Source organism: Sphingomonas sp. R86520 (genome assembly GCF_042466285.1).
Lineage (GTDB): Bacteria > Pseudomonadota > Alphaproteobacteria > Sphingomonadales > Sphingomonadaceae > Sphingomonas.
The window spans coordinates 2789838-2814223 of sequence record NZ_JAXHBZ010000001.1; the positions used below are offsets into that span (position 1 = coordinate 2789838).

Annotated in this window: 20 protein-coding genes and 1 tRNA gene; 10 read left to right on the top strand and 11 right to left on the bottom strand. The window is 66.2% G+C overall.

Annotation, left to right across the window (positions count from 1 at the left end; all coding sequences use genetic code 11):
* Positions 1-3: 3 nt before the first annotated feature.
* A complete protein-coding gene (locus SJY41_RS12680) occupies positions 4-417 on the top strand; it encodes a hypothetical protein (protein ID WP_380782214.1) in 414 nt (137 codons plus the stop codon).
* Between the two features lie 62 nt (positions 418-479).
* Here the strand turns inward: SJY41_RS12680 and SJY41_RS12685 are convergent, their stop codons facing one another.
* The 3 genes from SJY41_RS12685 to SJY41_RS12695 all read right to left on the bottom strand — a co-directional run bounded on the left by SJY41_RS12685 (position 480) and on the right by SJY41_RS12695 (position 2781).
* Positions 480-1796 carry an Nramp family divalent metal transporter gene (locus tag SJY41_RS12685; protein ID WP_380782216.1) on the bottom strand — a complete coding sequence of 439 codons (1317 nt, stop codon included), beginning with the start codon at positions 1794-1796 and terminating at the stop codon, positions 480-482.
* Between the two features lie 79 nt (positions 1797-1875).
* The gene (locus tag SJY41_RS12690) at positions 1876-2049 is read right to left on the bottom strand and encodes a hypothetical protein (protein WP_380782217.1); all 174 of its coding nucleotides are present in this window, start codon (positions 2047-2049) and stop codon (positions 1876-1878) included.
* A gap of 108 nt (positions 2050-2157) precedes the next feature.
* Positions 2158-2781 (bottom strand): DNA-3-methyladenine glycosylase family protein, encoded by a 624-nt coding sequence (locus SJY41_RS12695; protein WP_380782219.1) that lies wholly within the window; start codon positions 2779-2781, stop codon positions 2158-2160.
* Positions 2782-2856: 75 nt separating this feature from the next.
* On the opposite strand from SJY41_RS12695, the gene SJY41_RS12700 reads away from it, so the two are divergent.
* Positions 2857-3174, top strand: coding sequence for a ferredoxin (locus tag SJY41_RS12700; protein WP_380782221.1), 318 nt, complete (start codon positions 2857-2859; stop codon positions 3172-3174).
* Between the two features lie 164 nt (positions 3175-3338).
* Here the strand turns inward: SJY41_RS12700 and rlmB are convergent, their stop codons facing one another.
* Positions 3339-4082 carry a 23S rRNA (guanosine(2251)-2'-O)-methyltransferase RlmB gene (rlmB, locus tag SJY41_RS12705; protein WP_380782223.1) on the bottom strand — a complete coding sequence of 248 codons (744 nt, stop codon included), beginning with the start codon at positions 4080-4082 and terminating at the stop codon, positions 3339-3341.
* 176 nt (positions 4083-4258) lie between these two features.
* Between rlmB and SJY41_RS12710 the strand changes: the two genes are divergently transcribed.
* From SJY41_RS12710 to SJY41_RS12740, 7 genes are all read left to right on the top strand, one after another.
* A tRNA-Tyr gene (locus SJY41_RS12710) sits at positions 4259-4345 on the top strand.
* 181 nt (positions 4346-4526) lie between these two features.
* On the top strand, positions 4527-6926 hold the full coding sequence (locus SJY41_RS12715) for a glycogen/starch/alpha-glucan phosphorylase (RefSeq protein WP_380784141.1): 2400 nt from the start codon (positions 4527-4529) through the stop codon (positions 6924-6926).
* Positions 6923-9085 carry a 1,4-alpha-glucan branching protein GlgB gene (gene glgB, locus SJY41_RS12720; protein WP_380782225.1) on the top strand — a complete coding sequence of 721 codons (2163 nt, stop codon included), beginning with the start codon at positions 6923-6925 and terminating at the stop codon, positions 9083-9085. The genes SJY41_RS12715 and glgB overlap by 4 nt, the downstream gene beginning before the upstream one ends.
* Positions 9086-9147: 62 nt before the next feature.
* Positions 9148-10407 carry a glucose-1-phosphate adenylyltransferase gene (gene glgC, locus SJY41_RS12725; RefSeq protein ID WP_380784142.1) on the top strand — a complete coding sequence of 420 codons (1260 nt, stop codon included), beginning with the start codon at positions 9148-9150 and terminating at the stop codon, positions 10405-10407.
* 211 nt (positions 10408-10618) lie between these two features.
* Complete coding sequence (glgA, locus tag SJY41_RS12730) at positions 10619-12064, top strand: glycogen synthase GlgA (protein WP_380782227.1); 1446 nt, start codon at positions 10619-10621, stop codon at positions 12062-12064.
* Positions 12061-13680, top strand: coding sequence for an alpha-D-glucose phosphate-specific phosphoglucomutase (locus SJY41_RS12735; protein WP_380782229.1), 1620 nt, complete (start codon positions 12061-12063; stop codon positions 13678-13680). The genes glgA and SJY41_RS12735 overlap by 4 nt, the downstream gene beginning before the upstream one ends.
* Before the next feature lie 18 nt (positions 13681-13698).
* Positions 13699-14535, top strand: coding sequence for an HpcH/HpaI aldolase/citrate lyase family protein (locus tag SJY41_RS12740; RefSeq protein ID WP_380782231.1), 837 nt, complete (start codon positions 13699-13701; stop codon positions 14533-14535).
* A gap of 137 nt (positions 14536-14672) precedes the next feature.
* On the opposite strand, the gene SJY41_RS12745 is transcribed toward SJY41_RS12740, so the two are convergent.
* Genes SJY41_RS12745 through SJY41_RS12765 form a run of 5 tightly spaced genes read right to left on the bottom strand, consistent with a single transcriptional unit; the run spans position 14673 to position 18581 of the window.
* A complete protein-coding gene (locus SJY41_RS12745; RefSeq protein WP_380782233.1) occupies positions 14673-14966 on the bottom strand; it encodes a plasmid stabilization protein in 294 nt (97 codons plus the stop codon).
* 54 nt (positions 14967-15020) lie between these two features.
* Positions 15021-15602 (bottom strand): ABC-type transport auxiliary lipoprotein family protein, encoded by a 582-nt coding sequence (locus tag SJY41_RS12750; RefSeq protein ID WP_380782235.1) that lies wholly within the window; start codon positions 15600-15602, stop codon positions 15021-15023.
* An 8-nt stretch (positions 15603-15610) separates the two neighbouring features.
* The gene (locus SJY41_RS12755; RefSeq protein WP_380782237.1) at positions 15611-16576 is read right to left on the bottom strand and encodes an MlaD family protein; all 966 of its coding nucleotides are present in this window, start codon (positions 16574-16576) and stop codon (positions 15611-15613) included.
* Positions 16576-17472 (bottom strand): ABC transporter ATP-binding protein, encoded by an 897-nt coding sequence (locus SJY41_RS12760; protein WP_380782239.1) that lies wholly within the window; start codon positions 17470-17472, stop codon positions 16576-16578. Before SJY41_RS12760 ends, SJY41_RS12755 begins: the two co-directional genes overlap by 1 nt.
* Complete coding sequence (locus tag SJY41_RS12765) at positions 17472-18581, bottom strand: ABC transporter permease (RefSeq protein ID WP_380782241.1); 1110 nt, start codon at positions 18579-18581, stop codon at positions 17472-17474. Before SJY41_RS12765 ends, SJY41_RS12760 begins: the two co-directional genes overlap by 1 nt.
* Positions 18582-18643: 62 nt before the next feature.
* Between SJY41_RS12765 and SJY41_RS12770 the strand changes: the two genes are divergently transcribed.
* Positions 18644-19336: an HAD family hydrolase gene (locus SJY41_RS12770; protein WP_380782243.1), complete on the top strand. Its 693-nt coding sequence runs from the start codon at positions 18644-18646 to the stop codon at positions 19334-19336.
* Between the two features lie 381 nt (positions 19337-19717).
* On the opposite strand, the gene SJY41_RS12775 is transcribed toward SJY41_RS12770, so the two are convergent.
* Together SJY41_RS12775 and SJY41_RS12780 are read right to left on the bottom strand one after the other, a co-directional pair.
* A complete protein-coding gene (locus SJY41_RS12775) occupies positions 19718-20986 on the bottom strand; it encodes a DUF445 domain-containing protein (RefSeq protein WP_380782245.1) in 1269 nt (422 codons plus the stop codon).
* Positions 20987-21163: 177 nt separating this feature from the next.
* Positions 21164-24385 carry an efflux RND transporter permease subunit gene (locus SJY41_RS12780; RefSeq protein ID WP_380782247.1) on the bottom strand — a complete coding sequence of 1074 codons (3222 nt, stop codon included), beginning with the start codon at positions 24383-24385 and terminating at the stop codon, positions 21164-21166.
* Between the last annotated feature and the right edge of the window lies 1 nt (position 24386).

A 24386-nucleotide genomic window follows, 5' to 3' on the forward strand; every position in this document is an offset into this window, starting at 1 on the left:
TCCATGAAGAAGCATTTCATCGCCGCATTGATGTCGGTTGCCGTTGTCGCGCCAGCGATGGTTCCGGTCGCAGCCTCTGCGCAGCGCCATGACGATCGTCGCAACAACAACGACCGCAATGGCCGCGGCGACCGCAGCTGGCACGGCGACGACCGCAACTGGGATCCGTCGCGCAGCTATCAGAGCGGCAACTACCGCGAGCGCCGCCTCGGCCGCAACGACCGCATCTATCGCGGCCAGGACGGTCGCGCCTATTGCAAGCGCAACGACGGCTCGACGGGCCTGGTGCTCGGCGCACTCGGCGGCGGCGTGCTGGCGAACCTGATCGGTGGCGGTACGCTGGGCACGCTGGCGGGCGCCGGTGGTGGCGCACTGCTCGGCCGCTCGGTCGATCGCGGCAACGTACGCTGCCGCTGAGCTTCGACCAAAATTAGCTGATAACGAAGCGGCGGCCGAGCGATCGGTCGCCGTTTTCGCATCTACAGCATGCCGTAGAGCAGCGTGCCGTTGAGCCCGATGATCACCGCGGCGATCACCCAGGCGAGGATCTTCAGCCACGCCGGGCTGACCAGATCGCCCATGATCGTGCGGTCGCCGGTGAACTTGACGAGCGGCACCACCGCGAACGGGAGCTGCAGGCTCAGCACGACCTGGCTCAGTACCAGCAGCTTGGTCGCGCCGACATCGCCCGACGCACCGACGACGAACACGGCGGGGACGATCGCGAGCAGGCGCGTCACGAGCCGCCGCGCCCAGACCGGCATGCGCAGGTTGAGGAAGCCCTCCATCACGATCTGGCCGGCGAGTGTGCCGGTGACGGTCGAGTTCTGCCCCGACGCCAGCAGCGCGACCGCGAACAACACGCTTGCCGCGCCCATCCCGAGCATCGGGGCCAGCAACTCGTACGCCTGATCGATCTCGGCGACGTCGGTCCGGCCGGCGACGTGGAAGGTCGCCGCCGCGAGGATCAGGATCGCTGCGTTGATGAAGAAGGCGAGGCCCAGCGCGACCGTGCCGTCGATCGTCGCCATCGTGATCGCGTCGCGCTTGCCGGCCGTGTCCTTGGCGAAGGCGCGGGTCTGGACGATCGACGAGTGGAGGTACAGATTGTGCGGCATCACGGTCGCGCCGAGGATGCCGATCGCGATGTAGAGCATCGCCGGATTGGTGACGATCTGCGTGGTCGGGACGAGACCGCCGAGCACGCCCGCCATGTCGGGCCGCGCGAGGAACAGCTCGAAGACGAAGCAGCCGGCGATGATGACGAGCAAGGCGACGACGAACGCCTCCAGCTTGCGGAAGCCGAAGCGTTGCAGCGCCAGGATCAGGAACACGTCGAGCGCGGTGAGAACGACGCCGTAGACCAGCGGCAGTCCGAACAGCAATTTCAGCGCGATCGCGGTGCCGAGCACCTCGGCGAGGTCGCAGGCGATGATCGCGATCTCGCACAGGAACCAGAGCGCGACCGAGACCGGCTTCGAATAGTGAGCGCGGCAGGCCTGGGCGAGGTCGAGGCCGGCGACGATGCCGAGGCGAGCGGAGAGGGCCTGCAGCACCATCGCCATCAGGTTCGACAGCAGCACGACCGACAGCAACGTGTAACCGAACGCCGAGCCGCCGGCGATGTCGGTCGCCCAGTTGCCGGGGTCCATATAGCCGACCGCGACGAGATACCCCGGCCCCACGAACGCGAACAGGCGGCGCCAGAAGGAGGCGCCTTCGGGGACGACGACGGTGCGGTGGCTCTCGGCGAGCGAGTTGGCGAAGTCGGATGCGGGAAGATTGGGGGCTGCCATCGCCCGCCGCTTTGCCGGAAGGGGGCGGGGGGAACAAGCATATCGTCGGGCGCCTGGCCCTAGGGCGGCGGCGCCAGGATCAGCCTGCCAGCAGCTTAGCCGCGACGTCTTCCATGCTCCCCACCACCAGCAGCGAGTCCCCGCCGACGAGTCCGACCTTGGTCTGCCCGTTTTCATCCTTGCGCAGATAGGCGATGTTCGCCGTCACGACGTAATAGTTGCCGCCATGCGATTTCAGTTCGACGAATTTCATGATCACGACTCCTGAGTGCTGCTGCGATAGGGCTGAAGATACAGCACCGGGTTAACGCGCCGCGACCCATAGAGCGCACGCGCAGCCCCCAGCTGCGGACCGCCGTTTTCAGATCACCTTCATGTCCGCCTGATAGTGATGCCACGCGAATATCGCCGCGGCGCCGCGGTGTGGGCGCCACGGCTCCGCCACTTCGCGGCTCAATTTCTCGCTCGGGCGCGTTTCGTGACCGAGAATGCGCCCGATCTCGATCTGGATCGCGAGGTCGCCCGCCGGCCAGATGTCGGTGCGGCCCTCGGCGAACAGCAGGTAGATCTCCGCCGACCAGCGACCGATGCCTTTCACGCGGACCAGCGCGGCGATCGCCTCCTCGTCGTCTTCGGGCAGCTGGGTCAGGTCGAGGCGGCCGCTCGTCACCTCGTCGGCGAGGCTGCGGGCGTAACCGAGCTTCTGGCGCGATAGTCCGGCACTACGCAACGTCTCGTCGCTGGCGGCAGCGATCTTTGCCGGATCGCCAGCCCCGCCGACCACCGCGTCGAGCTTGTTCCACACCGCCGCCGCCGAGGCGACGCTCACCTGTTGCCCGACGATCGTGCGCAGCAACGTCGCGAAGCCGCGTTCGCTGATCCGGGGCGCGGGGTGACCGGCATTGCCGACCGCGACTGCGAAGGCCGGTTCGATCGCGCACAAAGCCGCCATGGCGGTTTCCAGTTGATCCGCACTCAGCCCCATGATGCGGCGCGCCTTGCTGCTTGCTTGCGCACCGCGCGCTCGGCATGAACGGACACAGGTTTATCGGAGAATGACATGCCCAAGCTTATCGTCGTGACGCGTGAAGGGGAAGAACGCGAGATCATCGGCGAGGCAGGCCTTTCGGTGATGGAAGTCATCCGCGACGCCGGGATCGACGAGATCCTGGCGCTGTGCGGTGGCTGCTGCTCGTGCGCCACCTGCCACATCCATGTCGACCCGGACTTTGCGGCCAAACTGAAGCCGATGAGCCCGGATGAAGATGATTTGCTCAATTCGACGAGCGACCGCGATGAGTTTTCGCGACTGTCGTGCCAGATCGAGCTGACCGACGGGCTGGATGGGTTGAAGGTCCGGATTGCAGCGGAGGACTAATTCCCTGTCCCTCGCCCCTACGGGGAGAGGGAGGGAGGAGCCGTAGGCGACGGAAGGGAGAGGGGCTGTTGGGATGAACCGTCCCGAGCCTCACTCCCCTCTCCCTTCCCACCGCAAGGGCGGCGGGCCCCTTCCCTCTCCCCGTAGGGGCGAGGGAGTTTAGGTTACCGCGTCGTTATCGCATACAAGGCGATCGCCGCTGCGTTCGACACGTTGAGGCTCTCGACCTTCTCCGAGATCGGCAGTTTCGCCAGCTCGTCGCAATGCTGCTCGGTATTCTGGCGCATGCCCTCGCCTTCGGCGCCGAGCACGATCGCGATGCGCTGCGTGCCCATCGCCTCCGCCAGCGTCTGCGTCGCGTGGCCGGTCAGCCCGATACGCCAGAAGCCGGCTGCGGCGATCTCTTCCAGCGCGCGGGCGAGGTTGACGACGCGGATCCACGGCACGCTCTCAAGCGCCCCGGACGCGGCCCGCGCGATCGTCCCCGATTCCGGCGGCGCGTTGCGATCCGGCGTGATGATCCCCAGTGCATCGAACGCCGCCGCCGAGCGCAGAATCGCGCCGACATTGTGCGGATCGGTCACGCCGTCGAGGATCACCAGCGGACGATTGTCGTCCTTGCCGTGCTCCAAAAGGTCGGCGAGCCACATGTCCTCGAGCGGCTCGACCTCGATCACCACGCCTTGGTGCGGCGCATCGCCCGGCACCAGCCGCGCCAAGTCCATCGCCTCGGCATAGGTCACCGGCACGTCGGCCGGCAGGTCGAACCCGGCCAGCGCCTCGCGCGTGCCGAGGATTTTGCGCACCGTGCGCTCCGGATTGGCGAGCGCCGCCCCTACTGCGTGCTTGCCCCAGAAGCGGGGGCGGCCTGCCGGTGCCTTGCTCGGCCTGTGTCCCTTGCGTGCCATATTCGCTCTCTATCGTGTCTGTGTATGCCGCGTCCTTGTCGGCATTCGGCGCCCGCGGCAACTATGAACCACGAAACTTCGCAAAACCCGCGTTGACAGGCGGGGCGCGCTTCGCCATTGAGCCGCCTCGCTTGAAACAGTGGCGCTCGAAAGAGCGGCGCTTGCAAAAGCGGCCTGGACAGGTGGCCGAGTGGTTAAAGGCAGCAGACTGTAAATCTGCCGGAGTTTCTCCTACGTAGGTTCGAACCCTACCCTGTCCACCACCGCCCCCGCGCGGTGATGGATTTTTCCAAATCAAGATATTGATCGGCAACATTCTTTTCCTGCACGGGAAGGAAGTCCGCGTGACATCGGCCCGCGGACGGCTAGGATCACCGCGACCGTAACGATTTCGGAAACCGTGTGACCTCAGATCCTGCCGTACAGCCGCCCGTTCAAGCACCCGTGATCCAGGATCTGGCCGACTCGATCCTCGACACGCTGGTCCACCGCATCGGCAAGGATGCGCAGGCCGCCCGCCCCCACGACTGGCTCGCCGCGACGATCCTGACGGTCCGTAACGACATCGTCGAACGCTGGATGGCCTCGACCAAGGCAGCGCACGCGGCCGGCGCCAAGCGCGTCTATTATCTCAGCCTCGAATTCCTGATCGGGCGGCTGTTGCGCGACGCGGTGACCAACCTCCAGCGCAACGACGAAGTCACGCGGGCGCTGAAGCTCCACGGCGTCGACCTCGCCGAACTCGAAGAGATCGAACCCGACGCGGCGCTCGGCAATGGCGGCCTCGGCAGGCTCGCCGCCTGCTTCATGGAGAGCATGGCGAGCCTCGCGCTGCCCGCCTATGGCTACGGCATCCGCTACGTGAACGGCATGTTCCGCCAGCGGATCGACGATGGCTGGCAGGTCGAGATGCCGGAGAACTGGCTCGCGCACGGCAATCCCTGGGAATTCGAACGCCGCGAGAGCGCCTATTTCGTCGGCTTCGGCGGCGAAGTGACGGTAACCGATGGGGGTCAGGTTCACTGGAGCCCGTCCGAAGCGGTCGAGGCGACTGCCGTCGATACTCCCGTGGTCGGCTGGCGCGGCAAACACGTCAACACGCTCCGCCTCTGGACTGCCAGCGCGTTCGATCCGATCAAGCTCGACCGCTTCAACGCCGGCGATTTCTCGGGCGCGCTGGCCGATCAGACGCGCGCCGAGACGCTCACCCGCGTCCTCTACCCCAACGATTCCACCGCGGCGGGGCAGGAACTCCGTCTCCGCCAGGAGTATTTCTTCTCGTCCGCGTCGATCCAGGACATCGTCCGGCGCCACATCCAGTATTTCGGCGACATCCGTACGCTGCCCGACAAGGCCGCGATCCAGCTCAACGACACGCATCCCGCGGTGTCGGTCGCAGAGCTCATGCGGCTGCTGATCGACCACCACGAATTCGCGTTCGACGAGGCGTGGAAGATCACGCGCGCCACCTTCGGCTACACCAACCACACGCTGTTGCCCGAGGCGCTAGAGAGCTGGCCGCTGCCGCTGTTCGAACGGCTGCTCCCGCGCCACATGCAGATCGTCTACGCGATCAACGCCAAGCTGCTGCGCGAGGCGCGCGGCACCGAGGGGATCGACGACAGGGCGATCTCGGCGATCAGCCTGATCGACGAGGGCGGCGAGCGGCGCGTGCGGATGGCGAACCTCGCCTTTGCCGGGTCGCACAGCGTCAACGGCGTCGCCGCGCTGCATACGCAGCTGATGAAGAAGACGGTCTTCGCCGATCTCCACAAGCTCTACCCGACACGGATCAACAACAAGACCAACGGCATCACGCCGCGTCGCTGGCTCCAGCAATGCAATCCCGGCCTGACCGCGCTGATCCGCGATGCGATCGGCGACGGCTTCCTCGACGATGCCGAAAAGCTGGTCGATCTGGATGTTTTTGCCGACGATTCCGGTTTCAGGGAGCGCTTTTCGAGCGTGAAGCGTTCGAACAAGGTGGCACTGGCTAATCACATTAAGGAGAGCATGGGGCTCCGCGTCGACCCGGACGCTATGTTCGACGTCCAGATCAAGCGCATCCATGAGTATAAGCGCCAGCTGCTCAACATCATCGAGACGGTCGCGCTCTACGACCAGATCCGCAGCCATCCCGAACGCGACTGGACCCCGAGGGTCAAGCTGTTCGCGGGCAAGGCGGCGTCGAGCTATCACAACGCGAAACTCGTCATCAAGCTGGCGAACGACGTCGCCCGCCGGATCAACGCGGACCCGTCGGTTGGTGGCCTGCTCAAGGTTGCGTTCCTGCCCAATTACAACGTGTCGCTGGCGGAGAAGATCATCCCCGCCGCCGACCTCAGCGAACAGATCTCGACCGCCGGACTCGAGGCGTCGGGCACCGGCAACATGAAGTTCGCGATGAACGGCGCGCTGACGATCGGCACGCTCGACGGCGCCAACATCGAGATCAAGGACCGCGTCGGCGACGACAACATCTTCATCTTCGGCATGACCGCCGACGAGGTCGAGGCGAAGCGCGCCGACGGCTATGATCCGCGCAGCGTCATCGATGGTTCGAACGAACTGCGCCAGGCAGTGTCCGCGATCGCGTCCGGCGTGTTCTCGCCCGACGACAAGACGCGCTATGCCGGGCTTATGGGCGGGCTGTACGAGGGCGACTGGTTCATGCTCGCCGCCGATTTCGACAGCTATGCCACCGCCCAGCGCGCGGTCGATACGCGCTGGAACGACCGCGATGCGTGGGTCGCCTCCACCGTCCGCAACGTGGCCCGCGTCGGCTGGTTCTCGTCCGACCGCACGATCCGCGAATACGCGCGGGAAATCTGGACGGTGATGTGAAGCCACCCGAAGGCGCCATCGTTGCCCTGCTTGAAGGGCGTCACGACGATCCGTTCTCGTTGCTCGGCGTGCACAGCGGCCCGACCGGTGTGTTCGCCCGCGTCTGGCTGCCGGGCGCGGACACGGCCAAGGCGCACGCACTCGACGGCACCGCGCTCGGCACCCTCCCCCGCATCGACGATCGCGGTCTGTTCGAGGGCCCGATCGACGGCACGCAACAGCCGGTGAAATACCACGCCGAGGCGGGCGACACCTCGTGGTGGGTCACCGACCCCTACAGCTTCGGCCCCGTGCTCGGCCCGATCGACGACCTGCTGATGGCCGAGGGAACGCACCGCCGCCTCCACGACAAGATGGGCGCGCACCTGATCGAGCACGAGGGCGCGCACGGCGTCCACTTCGCGCTCTGGGCCCCCAATGCGCAGCGCGTGTCGGTGGTCGGCGACTTCAATGACTGGGACGGGCGCCGCCACGCGATGCGCAAGCGCGGCGACGTCGGCGTGTGGGAGATCTTCATCCCCGACATCGCCGAATACCGCGCCTACAAGTTCGAGATCGTCGGTCCCGATGGTCAGATTCAACCGCTCAAGGCCGACCCGTTCGCGTTCGCGGCCGAACTCCGACCCGCCAACGCCTCGATCACGCGGAAGCTCGCGCACGACTGGGCTGACACCGATCACCGGAAACACTGGGCCTCGGTCGATCCGCGTCGCGTGCCGATCAGCATCTATGAGGTCCACGCCGGATCCTGGGACCGTGACGAGAACGACTGGTTCCTGACCTGGGACGCGCTCGCCGACCGTCTGATCCCCTACGTGGTCGAGATGGGCTTCACGCACATCGAATTCCTGCCGATCAGCGAACATCCGTACGACCCGAGCTGGGGCTACCAGACCACCGGTCTCTACGCGCCGTCCGCCCGCTTCGGCGACGTCGATGGCTTCGCTCGGTTCGTCGATGGCGCACATCTCGCCGGGATCGGCGTGCTGCTGGACTGGGTACCTGCACATTTCCCAACCGATGCGTTCGGCTTGGCGAAGTTCGACGGCACCGCGCTGTACGAACACGAGGATCCGCGGCTCGGCTTCCACCCCGACTGGAACACCGCGATCTACAATTTCGGGCGGCGCGAAGTGACGTCGTTCCTCGTCAACAACGCGCTGTTCTGGGCCGAGCGCTATCACATCGACGGCCTGCGCGTGGATGCGGTCGCGTCGATGCTGTACCGCGACTACTCGCGCAAAAGCGGCGAATGGATCCCCAACGCAGACGGCGGTCGCGAGAACTGGGAAGCCGTCGCGTTCCTTCGCGACATGAACCGCGAGATCTACGGCCAGCATCCCGGCGTCTTCACAATCGCCGAGGAATCGACGTCGTGGCCAGGCGTCTCCGCGCCGGTGAGCGACGACGGCAAGAGCGGCGGGCTCGGGTTCGGGTTCAAGTGGAACATGGGCTTCATGCACGACACGCTCCAGTACATGGCGCGCGATCCGCTGCACCGGAAGCACCACCACGGCGAGATCAATTTCGGGCTAGTCTACGCGTTCAGCGAGAATTTCGTCCTGCCCTTGAGCCATGACGAGGTCGTCCACGGCAAGGGTTCGCTGCTGACCAAGATGCCCGGCGACGACTGGCAGCAATTCGCCAACCTGCGCGCCTATTACGCGTTCATGTGGGGCTATCCGGGCAAGAAACTGCTCTTCATGGGGCAGGAATTCGCGCAGCGCCGCGAATGGTCGGAAGCCCGCGCGCTCGACTGGTGCCTGCGCAACAGTCGCAGCCATGAGGGGGTCCGCAACCTCGTGCGCGACCTGAACACCGTCTACCGCGAGAAGCCGGCATTGCACGCGCGCGATTGCGAAGGCGAAGGCTTCGAATGGCTGATCGCCGACGATGCCGCCAATTCGGTGTTTGCGTGGTTGCGCAAGGCACCCGGTGCGAAGCCGGTCGCGATCATCGCCAACATGACGCCGATCGCGCGTGCACCCTATCGCATACCCTTGCCGCATGACGGCCGCTGGTGCGAGATCATCAACAGCGATGCGCGCGAATATTGGGGCAGCGGCCTCGGCAATCTCGGCGGCGTCGTGGCCAAGGACGGCGCGGCCTGGGTCACGCTGCCCCCGCTCGCGACGATCATGCTCGAGTTCGAAGGTTAACACGGAACAACCCGCGGGTAACGGGGCGTTATACCGCGGAATATTAGGGAGAGACGGACATGGTGGAACGGCGGGGACAGCCATTGGCGCGCGACGCGATGGCGTATGTGCTGGCCGGCGGCCGCGGCAGTCGCCTGATGGAGCTGACCGATACGCGCGCGAAACCCGCGGTGTATTTCGGCGGCAAGGCGCGGATCATCGATTTCGCGCTGTCCAACGCGATCAACTCGGGCATCCGCCGGATCGGCGTCGCGACGCAGTACAAGGCACATTCGCTGATCCGCCATCTCCAGAGCGGCTGGAATTTCCTCCGCTCGGAACGCAACGAGAGCTTCGACATCCTGCCCGCCTCGCAGCGGATCAGCGAGTTCCAATGGTACGAGGGCACCGCCGATGCCGTGTACCAGAACATCGACATCATCGAGAGCCACGCGCCCGAATACATGGTCATCCTGGCGGGCGACCATATCTACAAGATGGATTACGAGTTGATCCTGCAACAGCATTGCGAGACCGGCGCGGACGTCACCATCGCCTGCCTCGAAGTGCCGCGGATGGAGGCGGTGGGCTTCGGCGTGATGGCCGTCGACGAGCATGACAATGTCACCGCGTTCGTCGAGAAACCCGCCGATCCGCCTGCGATCCCAGGCAATCCGGACATCGCGCTGGCATCGATGGGGATCTACGTCTTCCACACCAAATTGCTGTTCGACGAACTCCGCCGCGATGCCGAGACGCCCGGATCGTCGCGCGATTTCGGCAAGGATATCATCCCGTACCTCGTCAAGCACGGCAAGGCGGTCGCGCACCGCTTCTCCGACAGCTGCGTGCGCTCGGGCAGCGAAGTCGATGCCTACTGGCGCGATGTCGGCACGGTCGATGCGTATTGGGAGGCGAATATCGATCTCACCGATGTCGTGCCCAAGCTCGACCTCTACGACCGCAGCTGGCCGCTCTGGACCTATTCGGAGGTCACGCCGCCCGCAAAGTTCGTCCACGCCGACGACGGTCGCCGCGGCGAGGCGGTGTCGAGCCTCGTCTCGGGCGACTGCATCATCTCCGGCTCCTCGATCCACCGCAGCCTGATCTTCACCGGCACGCGCGCGCACAGCTACTCGATGCTCGATCAGGCGGTGATCCTGCCGCATTGCGTCATTGGTCGGGGTGCACGCCTGTCGAAGGTGGTGGTGGACCGCGGTGTGGAGATCCCTGACGGGTTGGTTGTCGGGGAAGATGCCGAGGCGGATGCTCAACGCTTCCGCCGTACGGACAGCGGCGTGGTGCTGGTGACCAAATCCATGATCGACCGGCTGACGGCGTGATGACGAACGCATATCCTCCCCGGCACGGGGAGGGGGACCTTTCGCCATCGGCGAAGAGTGGAGGGGGCTCATCGCAAGCGTACCGGCTGCGACCGCAAGCGTACCGGCTGCGATTGCGGGAGGACCGCCTGCGATCGAACGCGTACCGTCTGCGGAAGCCCCCCTTCACCATGCGATGCATGGTCCCCCTCCCCGTGCCGGGGAGGATGTGATGCGCGTCCTGTCCGTTGCCTCCGAAGCCTATCCGCTCATCAAAACCGGTGGACTTGCGGACGTGGTCGGCGCGTTGCCGGCTGCGCTCGTGCCGCATGGTGCAACGCTCACGACCTTCCTTCCGGGCTATCCCGCGCTCGCCGCCGTTACCAAGCGCGCCAAGGTCGTCCACCGCTACACCGACCTGCTCGGCGCCGAAGCGCGCATCCTGAAGACCAAGATCGGCGACCATGCCCTTCTCGTGCTCGACGCGCCCAGCCTCTTCGCGCGCGGCGGCGGCCCTTACGGCGACGCGACGGGGGCGGACTGGTCCGACAACTGGCGCCGCTTCGCCGCATTCGGCAGGGCAGCGGCCGATCTCGCCTCGGGCGTCGTTGCGGGGTACGACTTCGACGTCCTGCATGCGCATGACTGGCAGGCGGCAATGGCCCCCGCCTATCTGCGTTACGCCTCCGGCCCGGGCTCACCCGCCAAGACAGTGGTGACGATCCACAACATCGCGTTCCAGGGCCGCTACGGCGCGGACATTTTCGCCGACCTGGACCTCCCCGACGCAGCCTTCGCGCTCGACGGCGTCGAATATTACGGCGGCGTCGGCTTTTTGAAGGCCGGTCTCGAAGCCGCCGATGCGATCACCACCGTCAGCCCGACCTATGCCGCCGAGATCCGGCGCGGTGAGTTCGGCATGGGCCTGGAAGGCCTGATCAACGATCGCGCCAGCCGCGTCGCGGGAATCGTCAACGGCATCGACCCCGCGGTCTGGAACCCGGAGACGGACGCCGCCCTTCCCTCGCGCTACACCGCGCGCGCGCTCAGCCGTCGCCGGATCAACAAGCGTGCGGTAGAGCAGACCTTCGGGCTCGACGCGGGCGAAGGACCGATCTTTACGGTCGTCAGCCGCCTGACGTGGCAGAAGGGCATGGACGTGCTCGCGGGCGCACTCGACGAGCTGGTCGCGCTCGGCGGCCGTCTGGCGTTGCTAGGATCGGGCGATACCGCACTCGAACTCGCCTTCCTCGCCGCCGCCGAACGCCACCCCGGCCGGATTGGCGTCCGCATCGGTTATGACGAACCCGTCTCGCACCTGTTGCAAGGCGGCGCCGACGCGATCCTGATCCCGTCGCGGTTCGAACCCTGTGGCCTGACGCAGCTTTACGGCCTTGCTTACGGCTGCATTCCTGTCGTCGCGCGCACCGGCGGTCTGGCCGATACCGTGATCGACGCCAACGAAGCCGCAATCGCCGCGGGCGTTGCCACCGGCGTCCAGCACGACGGCGTCACGCCAGAAGCACTCAGTCACGCGCTGCGCCGCACCATCGCGCTCTATGCACGCCCCGATCGTTGGGCCATGTTGCAGCGCAACGCCATGCGCGCGGACTTCTCGTGGGACGAGAGCGGCCGCCGCTACGCAAACCTCTATTCGAGCCTTCTGGAACCCGCATGATCCGCACCGTTTCGACCACGCCATATACCGATCAGAAGCCCGGTACGTCGGGCCTGCGCAAGAAGGTGAAGGTGTTCCAGCAGGCCAATTATGCCGAGAATTTCGTCCAGTCGGTATTCGACGTGGTGGCGGACAAGTCTGGCGCCACGCTGGTCATTGGCGGCGATGGGCGCTTCCTCAACCGTGAGGTCATCCAAGTCGCGATCCGCATGGCAGCCGCGAACGGCTTCGGTCGCGTGATCGTGGGTCGCGGCGGCATCCTGTCGACGCCTGCTGCCAGCCACATGATCCGCAAGCGTGGTGCGATCGGTGGGCTCGTCCTGTCGGCAAGCCACAACCCGGGCGGCCCCGACGAGGACTTCGGGATCAAGTACAATATCGCCAACGGCGGCCCCGCCCCCGAATCCGTGACTGACGCGATCAACGCCCGGACGCTGGAGATCGATCGTTGGCTGACCGTCGACGCCGATGACATCGACCTTGATACCGATGGCGAAGTCACCGTCGGCGCGATGCCCGTCGAGGTCGTCGACCCGGTCGAGGATTATGCCGCGCTCATGGAGACGCTGTTCGACTTCGACGCGATCCGCAGCGCCAAGCTGACGATGGCGTTCGACGCGATGAGCGCCGTCACCGGGCCCTATGCGACCGAGATCCTCGAACGCCGCCTCGGTTTTGCGGCCGGCACGGTACGCAACGGTACGCCCCTTCCTGATTTCGGCGGCCACCATCCCGACCCCAATCTCGTCCACGCGCATGAATTGTACGAGACGATGATGGCGCCGGATGCGCCCGACTTCGGCGCGGCGTCGGACGGCGACGGCGACCGCAACCTGATCATCGGCAAGCACCGCTTCGTCACCCCTTCGGACAGCTTGGCCATGCTGGCGGCGAACGCGCACCTCGCGCCGGGGTACGCAGGCGGCCTCAAGGGTATCGCCCGCTCGATGCCGACCAGCGCCGCCGCCGACCGGGTGGCCGAAGCGCTCGGCATCCCCGCCTACGAGACCCCGACCGGCTGGAAGTTCTTCGGTAACCTGCTCGACGCCGGCATGGCGACGATCTGCGGCGAGGAAAGTGCCGGCACCGGCTCTGACCACGTCCGCGAGAAGGACGGCCTGTGGGCAGTCCTCCTGTGGCTCAACATCCTCGCGGTCCGCGGCGAGAGCGTCGACACGATCGCCCGCGATCACTGGGCCAAGTTCGGCCGCAACTATTACGCGCGCCATGACTACGAAGGCGTCGAGACCCCGCGCGCCGACGCGTTGATGGCCGCGCTTCGTGCAAGCCTCGCCACCCTCCCCGGCCAGCAGTTCGGTGACCTCACCGTCGAGACCGCGGACGAGTTCGCCTATACCGACCCGACCGACGGCTCGATCAGCCGCAACCAGGGTGTCCGCATCCTGTTCGAGGGCGGTAGCCGCGTGGTGTTCCGTCTCTCGGGTACCGGCACCACCGGTGCGACGCTGCGCGTATACCTCGAACGCTACGAGCCCGTCGGCGGCGACCTCGACCGCGATACCGGCGAGATGCTGGCGAGCATCGTCGCCGCCGCGGAGTCGATCGCCGGCATCGCCCCGCACACCGGTCGCACGGCGCCCGACGTCGTCACCTGATCCGCGACGGCCGATAGCATGACGACCAGACGCCGCCGCAGCGCGCTCTACATGCCCGCCTCGAACGCGCGCGCCATCGCCAAGGCGCGGACGCTCGCGTGCGACGTCGTGATCCTCGATCTGGAGGATGCCGTCGCGCCCGACGAGAAGGCTGCGGCGCGGGAGCGGGTGTGCGAAGCGGCGCGTGATGGAGGCTTCGGCGAACGCGAACTGGTGGTACGCGTCAACGGCCTCGACACCCCCTGGTATGCCGACGACATCGCCGCGGTTCGCGCGATCGGCTTGGCCGCGGTGCTCGTTCCCAAGGTTTCGTCGGTTGCGGATTTGCGCCAGGTCCGCACATCGCTGGGCGAAGAGGAGACGCCGATCTGGGCGATGATCGAGACGTGCGCCGCGATACTCGCTCTCCCCCAGCTTTCGACAGCAGCCGCCGAGACCGGGCTCACGGCTCTGGTCACTGGCACCAACGACCTCGCCAAGGAGATGCGCTGCCGGCTCGGCGCCGATCGCATGCCATTGATCCCGGCGCTGAGCTCGACCGTGATCGCTGCGCGCGCAGCGGGAATCGTAGCGCTGGACGGCGTGTGCAACGCGCTGGACGATGCCACGCGGTTCGCGGCGGAGTGCGCGCAGGGCGCGATGCTGGGGTTCGACGGGAAGACGCTGATCCATCCTTCGCAGATCGACGCCGCCAATGCGGGCTTCGGACCGACCGAGGAAGACCTGGCTTGGGCACGCAAGGTCGTGGCGGCGTTCGAAGATTCCGAAAACGCCGACAAGGGCGCGATTCGTCTGGACGGTCAGATGGTGGAGCGCCTGCATCTGGCCGAAGCAGAAACGATTCTGGCACTATAGCCCCTTCCCCCTGTGCGAGAGGTAGGGCCCCGCCTGCTAGTTGGCAGTTGGGATCGTTAGGGGTGCAGAGGAACAACCGCTCAACCAGCATGGTCGTGGCAGCGTCGCCCGCGAGGGCACAAGGGTAGAGACGTTACCTAGCTGGAAGCGTTCTTGCGCCGTGTCTCCCAGCCCTTCTTTGCCGCCGCAGACTTCGCGGCATCGCTGCGGCCGGCAGCCTGTTTCCCGCCACTGTGTGAAGACACATGGGTATCAGGCTTGCCGCGACCCGAGCCGGACTTGTTGCCGCCGCCTGAATCCTTGTTCACCGTCGCCCATGCCCGACCTTCGGCCTCCTTTTCAGGAACGCCGCGATCCTCATAGCCTTCGGCGATGTGCTCGGCCTTGCGCTTCTGCTTGTCGGTATACGCGCTCTTGTCGCCCTGTGGCATCGCTATCCTCCGTATCAGGAGGCTGAAACGCTCAAACGAAAAGGTCGTTCAACCTCAGCGGCCGATCCAGTCGGCGACTTCCGTCGCAACCTGGTTTGCCGCCTGGTTGATGCCGGTCGCCGACGACGCCGCGTCGATCGCCGCAACCGGCACGCGTGCCTCGAAGCGATGCTTCTCGACCGTCGACTTGCCGGCACGGGTCAGCGACGCATCGAACGTCACGACCGCCTCGCGCGTGGTCGCATCCAGGCCGAAGTTGCGCAGTTCGCCGCTCAGCAACCCGCCGGGATCGCCGACCGACTGCGCCGTCGACAGCACGACCTGTCCGGTCCGCGCCGATACCGTATCCGATACCAGCCGCGCGAACAGGCGCGCCGGGGGTTCGGCCCACTGCGCATCCGTCACATACGCGATCGAGGTTGGCGTCGCCTGCACCGGCACGCGCGCGGTGGCGAGCGACTGCGGCACGACCGGGACCTGGATCGTGATCGACTTCGCCGTCGCCGAATCCTGGTTCTGGCCGACCGGTACCGACGATGCGCTCGTCAGGGTCAGCAGCGTGGGGGGCGGTTTCGCGCCGAAGCTGATGCATCCGGCGAGGGGCAGCATCGCGATCAGGATGAGCGGTGTCTTCATGGCGTGCCTCACTTACCCTTGTAATCCGGGAGCTTCTGCTGCCCGATCAGCGAACTCGCGCCGCCCTGGTCGACCTTCTCGGCGACCGACGAGAGCGCCGCGGCGGTCGTGCGGAGATCGCGAACCAGACGGTTGGCTTCGGGGATCGTCGTCTTGGAGAATGCCTGCAAGCCGGGGCGTGCATCGCCGATCGCCGAGTTCAGCGTTTCCGCGCTCTGTTGCGCGGAGACGATCGCCTTGTTCAGGTTCGCCATCGCCGGCTTCACGTCCTCCGACAGCACGCCGTTGGTTGTCTTCGCCAATACGCCGAACTGCTGCGCAGCATCGCCTGCCTGCTGGATCGCGACCCGGGTCTGCGCGAGCGTCGCGGCGATCTCGGGACCACGGTCGGCCAGCGCGTCGGTCAGGCGGTTGGTGTTCTCCAGGATCCCGGCGATCGACGCCTGGTTCTTGTCGGTCAGCAAGCCGGTCAGGCGCTCGGTCAACGTCGACAGACGTTCGAGCAGCTGCGGTGCGGAATTCAGGATCGCGCCGAGACCGCCAAGCTTGGTCGGGATCACGGGCACGCCGTACGGGCATTCGGTCGGCGTCCGCGTCTCGGGGCAACCGATCGCCGGTGCGCCCTTGCGGGCGCCGTCGAGCGAAATCTGGCTCACACCGGTGAAGCCTACGCCGGAGATCGACGCGGTCGTGCCCTGCAGCACCGGCGTCTCGTCGTTGACGCTGATACGGACGCGGACGAACTGCGGATCGTTCTTCCACAGCGAGATCGTCTTCACCTGCCCCGACGGCACGCCGGAGAACACCACGGCGGAGCCGCGTGCGAGCCCGTCGACCGACTGGCGGAAGAAGATGTCGTATTCCTTCTCTTCCTTACCGCCAATCCGCGCGATCCACACGGTGAACAGCGCGAGAAGCGCCAGCAGGATCAGCACGACGGCGCCGACTAGGACGTGGTTCGAACGGGTTTCCATCAGCGCGTCCTTGCTTCTTTCTCGGCGTATGTCGCGTCGGCGTCGTCCGGCGCGGACTGCTTGGACTGGACTTCGGTAGGATGTTCGGCCGCGACCTTGTCGGCGCGCTCGTGCGCCTCCTGCGTCGCGACCGCAGCGCGGCCACGCGGGCCCTTGAAATATTCCTCGATCCACGGATGATCGAGGGCCAGCAATTCGTCGATCGTACCGACCGCGATCACCTTCTTGTCCGCGAGCACCGCGACCCGGTCGCAGATCGCATACAGCGTATCGAGATCGTGCGTGATCAGGAACACCGTCAGCCCCAGCGTCTTCTGCAACGACTGGGTGAGGCCATCGAACGCGGCGGCGCCGATCGGATCGAGCCCTGCGGTCGGCTCGTCGAGGAACAGCAGTTCGGGATCCAGCGCCAGCGCCCGCGCCAGGCCGGCACGCTTGCGCATGCCGCCCGACAGCTCGGCGGGATATTTATTGGCCGCATCCGCCGGAAGCCCGGTCATCACGACCTTGTACGAGGCGATCTCGGCCAGCAGCGCAGCCTGCAATTCCGGGTAGAATTCGCGCAGGGGCACTTCGACGTTCTCGGCGACGGTCAGCGTCGAGAACAGCGCACCACCCTGGAACAGCACGCCCCAGCGCTTGCGGATCTCGGTCGCCTCGGTTTCCTCCCGACCGATGGTCGGTTCGCCGAACACGGTGATCTCGCCCGCGACCGGAGTCTGCAACCCGATGATCGAGCGCATCAGCACCGACTTGCCGGTGCCCGAGCCACCGACCACGCCGAGGATCTCGCCGCGCCGCACGTCGAGGTCGAGCCCGTCATGCACGGTCGAATCACCGAACGCGTTCTTCAGCCCCTTCACGGAGATGACGATATCGTCTTTCTTGCGGGGCATCAGTCCCACCCGATCCATGTGAAGAATACTGCGAAGAACGCGTCGAGGACGATCACGAGGAAAATGCCCTGGACGACCGCCGACGTGGTGCGCAGGCCGACCTGTTCGGCGTCCGCCTCGACCTGCATGCCCTGGAAGCAGCCAGCCACCGCGATGATCGCGCCGAACACCGGCGCCTTGATCAGCGAGATGTAGAGATCGGTGATCGGCACGACTTCGCGGATACGCGCGATGAAGGTGACCGGGGGAATGCCGAGCTGCACCCAGCAGAGCAGGCCGCCGCCGATGATCGCGATCACCGACGCGTAGAAGCCGAGCAGCGGCATCATCACGATCGCCGCGAGCACGCGCGGCAGCACCAGTGCCTCCATCGGCGACACGCCGATCGTCCGCATCGCGTCGATCTCTTCGGTGAGCTTCATCGTGCCCAGCTGCGCCGCGAACGCCGAGCCCGAGCGGCCGGCGACCATGATCGCGGTCATCAGCACGCCGAGTTCGCGCAAGGTCAGGCGACCGACGAGGTTGATCGTGAACACTTCCGCGCCGAACTGGCGAAGCTGCACCGCGCCCTGCTGCGCGATGACCATGCCGATCAGGAAGCTCATCAGCCCGACGATGCCGAGCGCGGCGATGCCGACCACCTCGAACCGCTGGACCACGGCGTTGAACCGGAACCGGCGCGGATGGCGAATGACGCTGCCAAATGCGATCGTCGTCGCGCCCAGAAACGCGAGCAGGCCGAGCATCGTCCTGCCGGTGAGCACCACCGCGTCGCCGATCTCGCCGAGGATGCGAGTGACGGCGTTGACCTTGGCGGGCTTCGCGGCGATCGGCTGATCGGACGCGACGACCTGATCGAACAGCGCCTGGCCGTCTTCGTCGAGCCCGGCGATCGTTGCGTCGTTGCGCGCCGCGAACCGGTGGACAACCCAGGCGCCGATCGTGTCGATCCGGTCGACACCACTGAGATCGACATGCTTGATCGAGGATGCGTCGACCGCCTCGAGGCGATCGGGCAGATTGCCGATCCTGGCCAGCGACAAATCGCCGGTAAACCGAAGCGTGCCGGTATCGGCACCGTCCTGTTGGAAATCGGCCATCGCGCTCATCGGGCGCACCTTTGCGGCAAAGTGACTGGATCGGCAAGACGAATGCGGCGTATGCGAACGCGATGATTCAGAAGCCTCCCGTCCGTCTCGCCATCTACGACATGGACAAGACCATCACGCACGCGCCGACCTGGACCCCGTTCCTGCTCCAGACCGCGCGACGGGGCGGCGCGCCGTGGCGACTGGCGCTCGTGCCGTTCGCGGGCATCGCGGCGCTCGGCTATGTCGGCAAGCTGATCAGCCGGGGGCGGCTGAAATATGTGATGCAGCGCATGATGCTGGGGAAACGCATGTCGCCGGCCGAGGAACGGCGTGCCGCGGACGCGTTTGCGGACCGGGTGATGCGCGACGGCGTGTTCGCGAGCGCGCGGACGCAGATCGCGGTGGACCGCGCCGCGGGATACCGCCTCGTCATGGCGACCGCTTCGTATCGATTCTATGTCGAGGCGATCGCCAAGCGACTGGGCTTCGACGCGGTGATCGGGACGGAGAGCGTGCGCGACACGGACGGCGTTCTGCTCGCCGGCATTGAGGGTGAGAATTGCTACGGTCCGGCCAAGCTGCGGATGATCGAAGCGTGGATGGCGCGCGAGGGGATCGACCGGGAAGCGGCGCATGTGCGGTTCTACTCCGATCATGTTTCGGACGCGCCGACCTTTGCTTGGGCGGACGAACCGTTTGCGGTGAATGCGCACGGGCCTTTGCGGTTGCTGGCGAAGGCCAAGGGGTGGGTGATGCCGGATTGGGAGCGGTAGCGGCGGTCTTTGCTTCTGCGACAGGAGTAGGATCGCAATTTCAGACACGTTGCACCAACACCACCCCGGCGGAGGCCGGGGCCCAATTGGGAAACGGTACTGATAGCCGCTGCGCGCCGTTACTGTGACCTTGCCAATTGGGCCCCGGCCTTCGCCGGGGTGGTGAACTTGAACCAGAGGCCGCGCCGCTGTGTTCTCCCGAGAACGCGACAAGGCACCTTTCCCCTCTACCCTCCGGGGAGAGGGAGGGGCCCGCGCGCTCTTGCGCGTGGGAAAGTGAGGGGCTTGAGGCTATGGCGCGCGCCCAACCACCCCTCACCCTTCCGTCGCCTACGGCTCCTCCTTCCCTCTCCCCGGAGGGTAGAGGGAGACGCGCACGTGTTACAGCAGCACATCCACGCTGTGGATCACCAACCCCACCAGCCCGCCGACGATCGTCCCGTTCACCCGGATATATTGCAGGTCGCGGCCGACGGCGTTCTCCAGCCGGCGGGTGATCGTGTCCGCATCCCAGCTGCGCACCGTTTCCGAGACCAGCTTGACGATCCCGTCGCCATAGTCGGCCGCAGCCCCCACCGCCGCGCGGCGTACGAAGCGGTTGATCGTGCGTGACATGCGCGGGTCGTGCTGCAGGGTCTCGCCGAGCTGGCGGAGGATGTCGCCGAGCTGGCCCGCCATCGCCCGTTCCGGGTCGCGCGCGATCGCCAGTAGCGCACCGCGCGCCTGTTCCCACAACCCGTCGAGCCAGCGCTGCATCGCCGGATTGTCGAGCAGATCGTTCTTCATCGTCTCGACCCGCGCGCGCATGCGGCGGTCATATTGGAAATCCCAGGCGAGCCGATCGAGCCCCTCCTCCGCCTTCAGGCGCAGCGGGTGCTCCGGGTCCTCCGCCATCTCCGCGAGCAACCGATCGAACCCGCCGATGAGCTTGTTGGCGACGGTCTCGTCGAGCCCGGTCCAGCGCAGGATCGAGCCGGCCTTGTCGTGGACCATCGCGCGGACGAGATGATCGTTCGCCGCCAGCGTCTTGGCCGCCCAGCGAATCGCGCTTTCGAGCAACGGCGCATGACGACGTTCGGCGATCGCGGCTTTCAGCAGCTGGCCAAAGATCGGCGACACCTCGGTGGCGCGGAGGCGCGCGCCGATCCCGGCCTTGATCATCCCGCCGAGCCGCGCCGGATCGAGACCTTCGAGAACCTGCGCGACCAGCTTCGACGCGCCTTGGCGGAAGCGGCCCCCTGCCCCCTCCGGCGGATCGGTCAGCCAGCGCGCGATCGCGCCCGCGACGTCGAGCCGACGCGTGCGCCGCGCGATGACGACGGGGATCAGGAAATTCGCGCGGAGGAACTGCGCGAGCGTATCGCCGATCCGGTCCTTGTTGCGCGGCACGATCGCGGTGTGGGGAATCGGCAGGCCGAGCGGATGGCGGAACAGCGCGGTCACCGCGAACCAATCGGCGAGTCCACCGACCATTGCAGCCTCAGCGAACGCGCGGACGAAGGCGAACGCGGGATGGACCGGTACCAGCGCGCGGCTGATGAAGAACGTCGCGGCCATGAAGACGAGCAGGCCGGTTGCAACCACCCGCATGCGGACGAGCGCGGCCGGGGCAGCTTCGCCGACCGGGCGCGTGCGGGAAGATACAGTCATACCCGAAACAATCCCCCAGCGCGGGGATAGTTCACGTCGAATACGCGCGACGATGCGCCGGCCGGGTATGTGCGGCGTAAACCCGGAAACGCCACTCCCGTTCGTCCCGGGCGAAATCGAGGCGCGACCTTGAACCAAGGGGCTGCGAGTTCGCTCAGTACGACCGGAGGAATGGTGTCATTCCGCCGGTTGCGTACCGTCGCCGAGCTTGGGCGTCGCGGGTCCGAGACGCGGTCCGGAGGGCCCTGCCAGCCCGATCACTTCGCTGCCGTCGTCGCCGGGGCGATAGGTCAGCAGGCTCCGGCCGAGACGCGGCCCGATATACCGCTCTATGCCGACCGCGAGACTGAAGGCGGCCGGGACGATCAGCAGGGTCAGGATGGTCGACAGGACGAGCCCGCCGATCACGACGATACCCATCGGCGCGCGCCACGATCCGTCGCCGCCGAGCGACAGCGCGGTCGGGATCATGCCCGCGACCATCGCCACCGTCGTCATGACGATCGGCTGTGCGCGCTTGTGGCCGGCATCGACGACCGCGGTCCAGACGTCGACGCCCTTGGCCATCTCCTCCAGCGCGAAGTCGATCAGCAGGATCGAGTTCTTCGCGACGATGCCGAGCAGCATGAGGATACCGATGAACACCGGCATCGAGACCGGATTGCCGGTCGCCCACAAGGCCAGCAATCCGCCGAGGGGTGCGAGCAACAGCGAGCCCATGTTGACGAACGGCGGCAACGCGCGGCGGTACAGCAGCACCAGTACCGCAAAGACGAGGAACGTGCCCGCGATCACCGCCAGGATGAAGTTGTTGATCATCTCCGCCTGGAACTTCGACTGGCCCAGCACGAGCTTGTTCACGCCGGTCGGCAGGTTCATCATCGTCGGCAGCGCGTCGATCTGCTTCTGCGCGACACCCGAGACGATGCCGGGTGCGAGGTCGGCGCCGATCGTCAACTGACGCTGCTGATTGACGCGGTCGATCTTGGTCGGACCCGAGCCGAGCGTGATCTCGGCCACCAGATTGAGCGGCACCGAGCCACCCGACGCGGTCGACACCGGCAGGTTCTGGATCGTCGACAGCTCGCTGCGGGCACCCTGGTCGAGCGCCACCCGGATCGGGATCTGGCGATCGGACAACGAGAAGCGCGCCGAGTTCTGGTCGATATCGCCCAGGGTCGCGATACGGATCGCCGACGACAGTGCCTGAGTCGTCACGCCGAGATTTGCGGCGAGATCGAAGCGCGGCTTGATGACGATTTCCGGACGCTGCATGTTGCCGGCAACACGCGGTGCTACCAGCGTCGGCAGGCGCGACATCTCGGTCACGATCTTCTGCGCGGTCGCATCGAGGAGCTTCGGATCGTCGCCGCCCAGCGTCACGCTCATGTCGCGCGTGCTGCCGCCCCAGCCATTCTGCGACCGGAACGAGACGCGCGCGTCGGGGATCGCAGCGAGCTGCGGTGCGAGATTGCGCTCGAACTCCGTGCTCTTCATTTTCCGGTCGTCTTTCAACGTCGCGGTGACGCGTCCGGCGTTGACCGAGCCGTTGGCACCGCTGCGCGCATAGACCGACTGCACGTCGGGCTGCGATCCGATCAGCGCGGCGACCCTGGTCACCACCGCTTCGGTCTGCGACAGCGTCGTGCCCGGCACCATGTCGATCACCGCCATCGACGTGTCGTTGTCCTGCGCGGGCTGGAACGTCATCGGCAAGACCGCGAACATCACGATCGTCATCAGGAACGCGAACACGCCGAGCCCGAGCACCCAGAAGCGGTGATCGCGGAACCGGCTGGTGACGCGGCGGAACCCACCGCGCGCCGCGGAGGCCTTTGCCTTGCCGGTTTCCAGCGTCCATTTCAGCGTCGCCATATAGCCGTCCATCAGGACGCCCTCGCCGTGCACGGCGGGGCCGGCGGACTTGAGGAAATAGGCGGCGAGCATCGGCGTGACGAGGCGTGCGACCGCGAGGCTCATCAGCACCGAGGCGACCACCGTAAGGCCGAAATTCTTGAAGAACTGGCCCGAGATACCCGGCATCAGGCCGACCGGCAGGAACACCGCGACGATCGCCATCGTCGTCGCCAGCACGGCGAGACCGATCTCGTCGGCGGCGTCGATGGAAGCCTGATAGGCGGACTTGCCCATCCGCATGTGGCGGACGATGTTCTCGATCTCGACGATCGCGTCGTCGACCAGCACGCCGGCGACGAGGCTGAGCGCGAGCAGCGTCATCTGGTTCAGGTTGAAGCCGAGCAGGTCCATGAACCAGAAGGCGGGGATCGCCGACAGCGGGATCGCGAGCGACGAGATCACCGTCGCGCGCCAGTCGCGCAGGAACAAGAACACCACGATCACCGCGAGCACCGCGCCCTCGATCATCGCGTGGATCGCGCTCTCATACTGCATCTCGGTATATTTGACGCTGTTCGAGCGCAGCACGAAATGCACGTTCGGATTGCGCTTTTCCATCGCCGCGAGCTTCTTCACCGCCTCGTTGAAGACGGTGACGTCGGACGAGCCCTTGGAGCGCTGGAAATCGAAGCTGATCGTCTGGCGTCCGTCGATCGCGGCACGGCTGCGCTGTTCGGCATACAGGTCGCGGACCTGCGCGATGTCGGCCAGTCGTACCGTCCGGCCATTGCCGACGTTGATCTGGGTCTGCGCTAGCGCGACCGCGTCCTTGGCGTTGCCGAGCACGCGGACCGACTGTTCGGAACCGGCGATCTCGGCACGACCACCGGCCGCGTTCAGATTGACCTGGCGAAGCTGCGCGTTGACCTGGCTCGCGGTGAGGCCCTGGCTCTGCAGTTTCAGCGGATCGAGGATGATCCGGATCTCGCGACTGACGCCGCCGTTGCGGTTGACCGCGGCCATGCCGGGGACCGACAGCAATTCCTTCGCGACGTTGTTGTCGATGTACCAGCTGAGCTGTTCGACCGTCATGTCCTTGGCGATCACCGAGTAACTGGCGAGATCGTTGTCGGTGGTGTTCGCGCGGAAGACCTGCGGCTCGAGGATGCCCTCGGGAAGGTCGCTGCGAATCTGCGAGATGGCGTCGCGCACGTCGGTGACGGCGCGGTCGATCGGCGTGCCGATGGCGAGCTGGACGACGGTCTGCGACTGGCCTTCGGTGACCGTCGAGGTGATCTCGTCGATGCCCTGGAGCGAGCGCACCGCCGCCTCGACGCGCTGCGTGACCTGCGTCTCGAGTTCGGTCGGGGCAGCACCCGGCTGGTTGATGACGACGATCGCGATCGGGAAATCGATGTCCGGATCGTTGTTCACGTCCATCCGCATGAAGCTGACGATGCCCGCCAGCGTCAATGCGATGAACAGCACGATCGGCGGCACCGGATTGCGGATCGCCCAGGCCGAGATGTTGCGGAAGTTCATG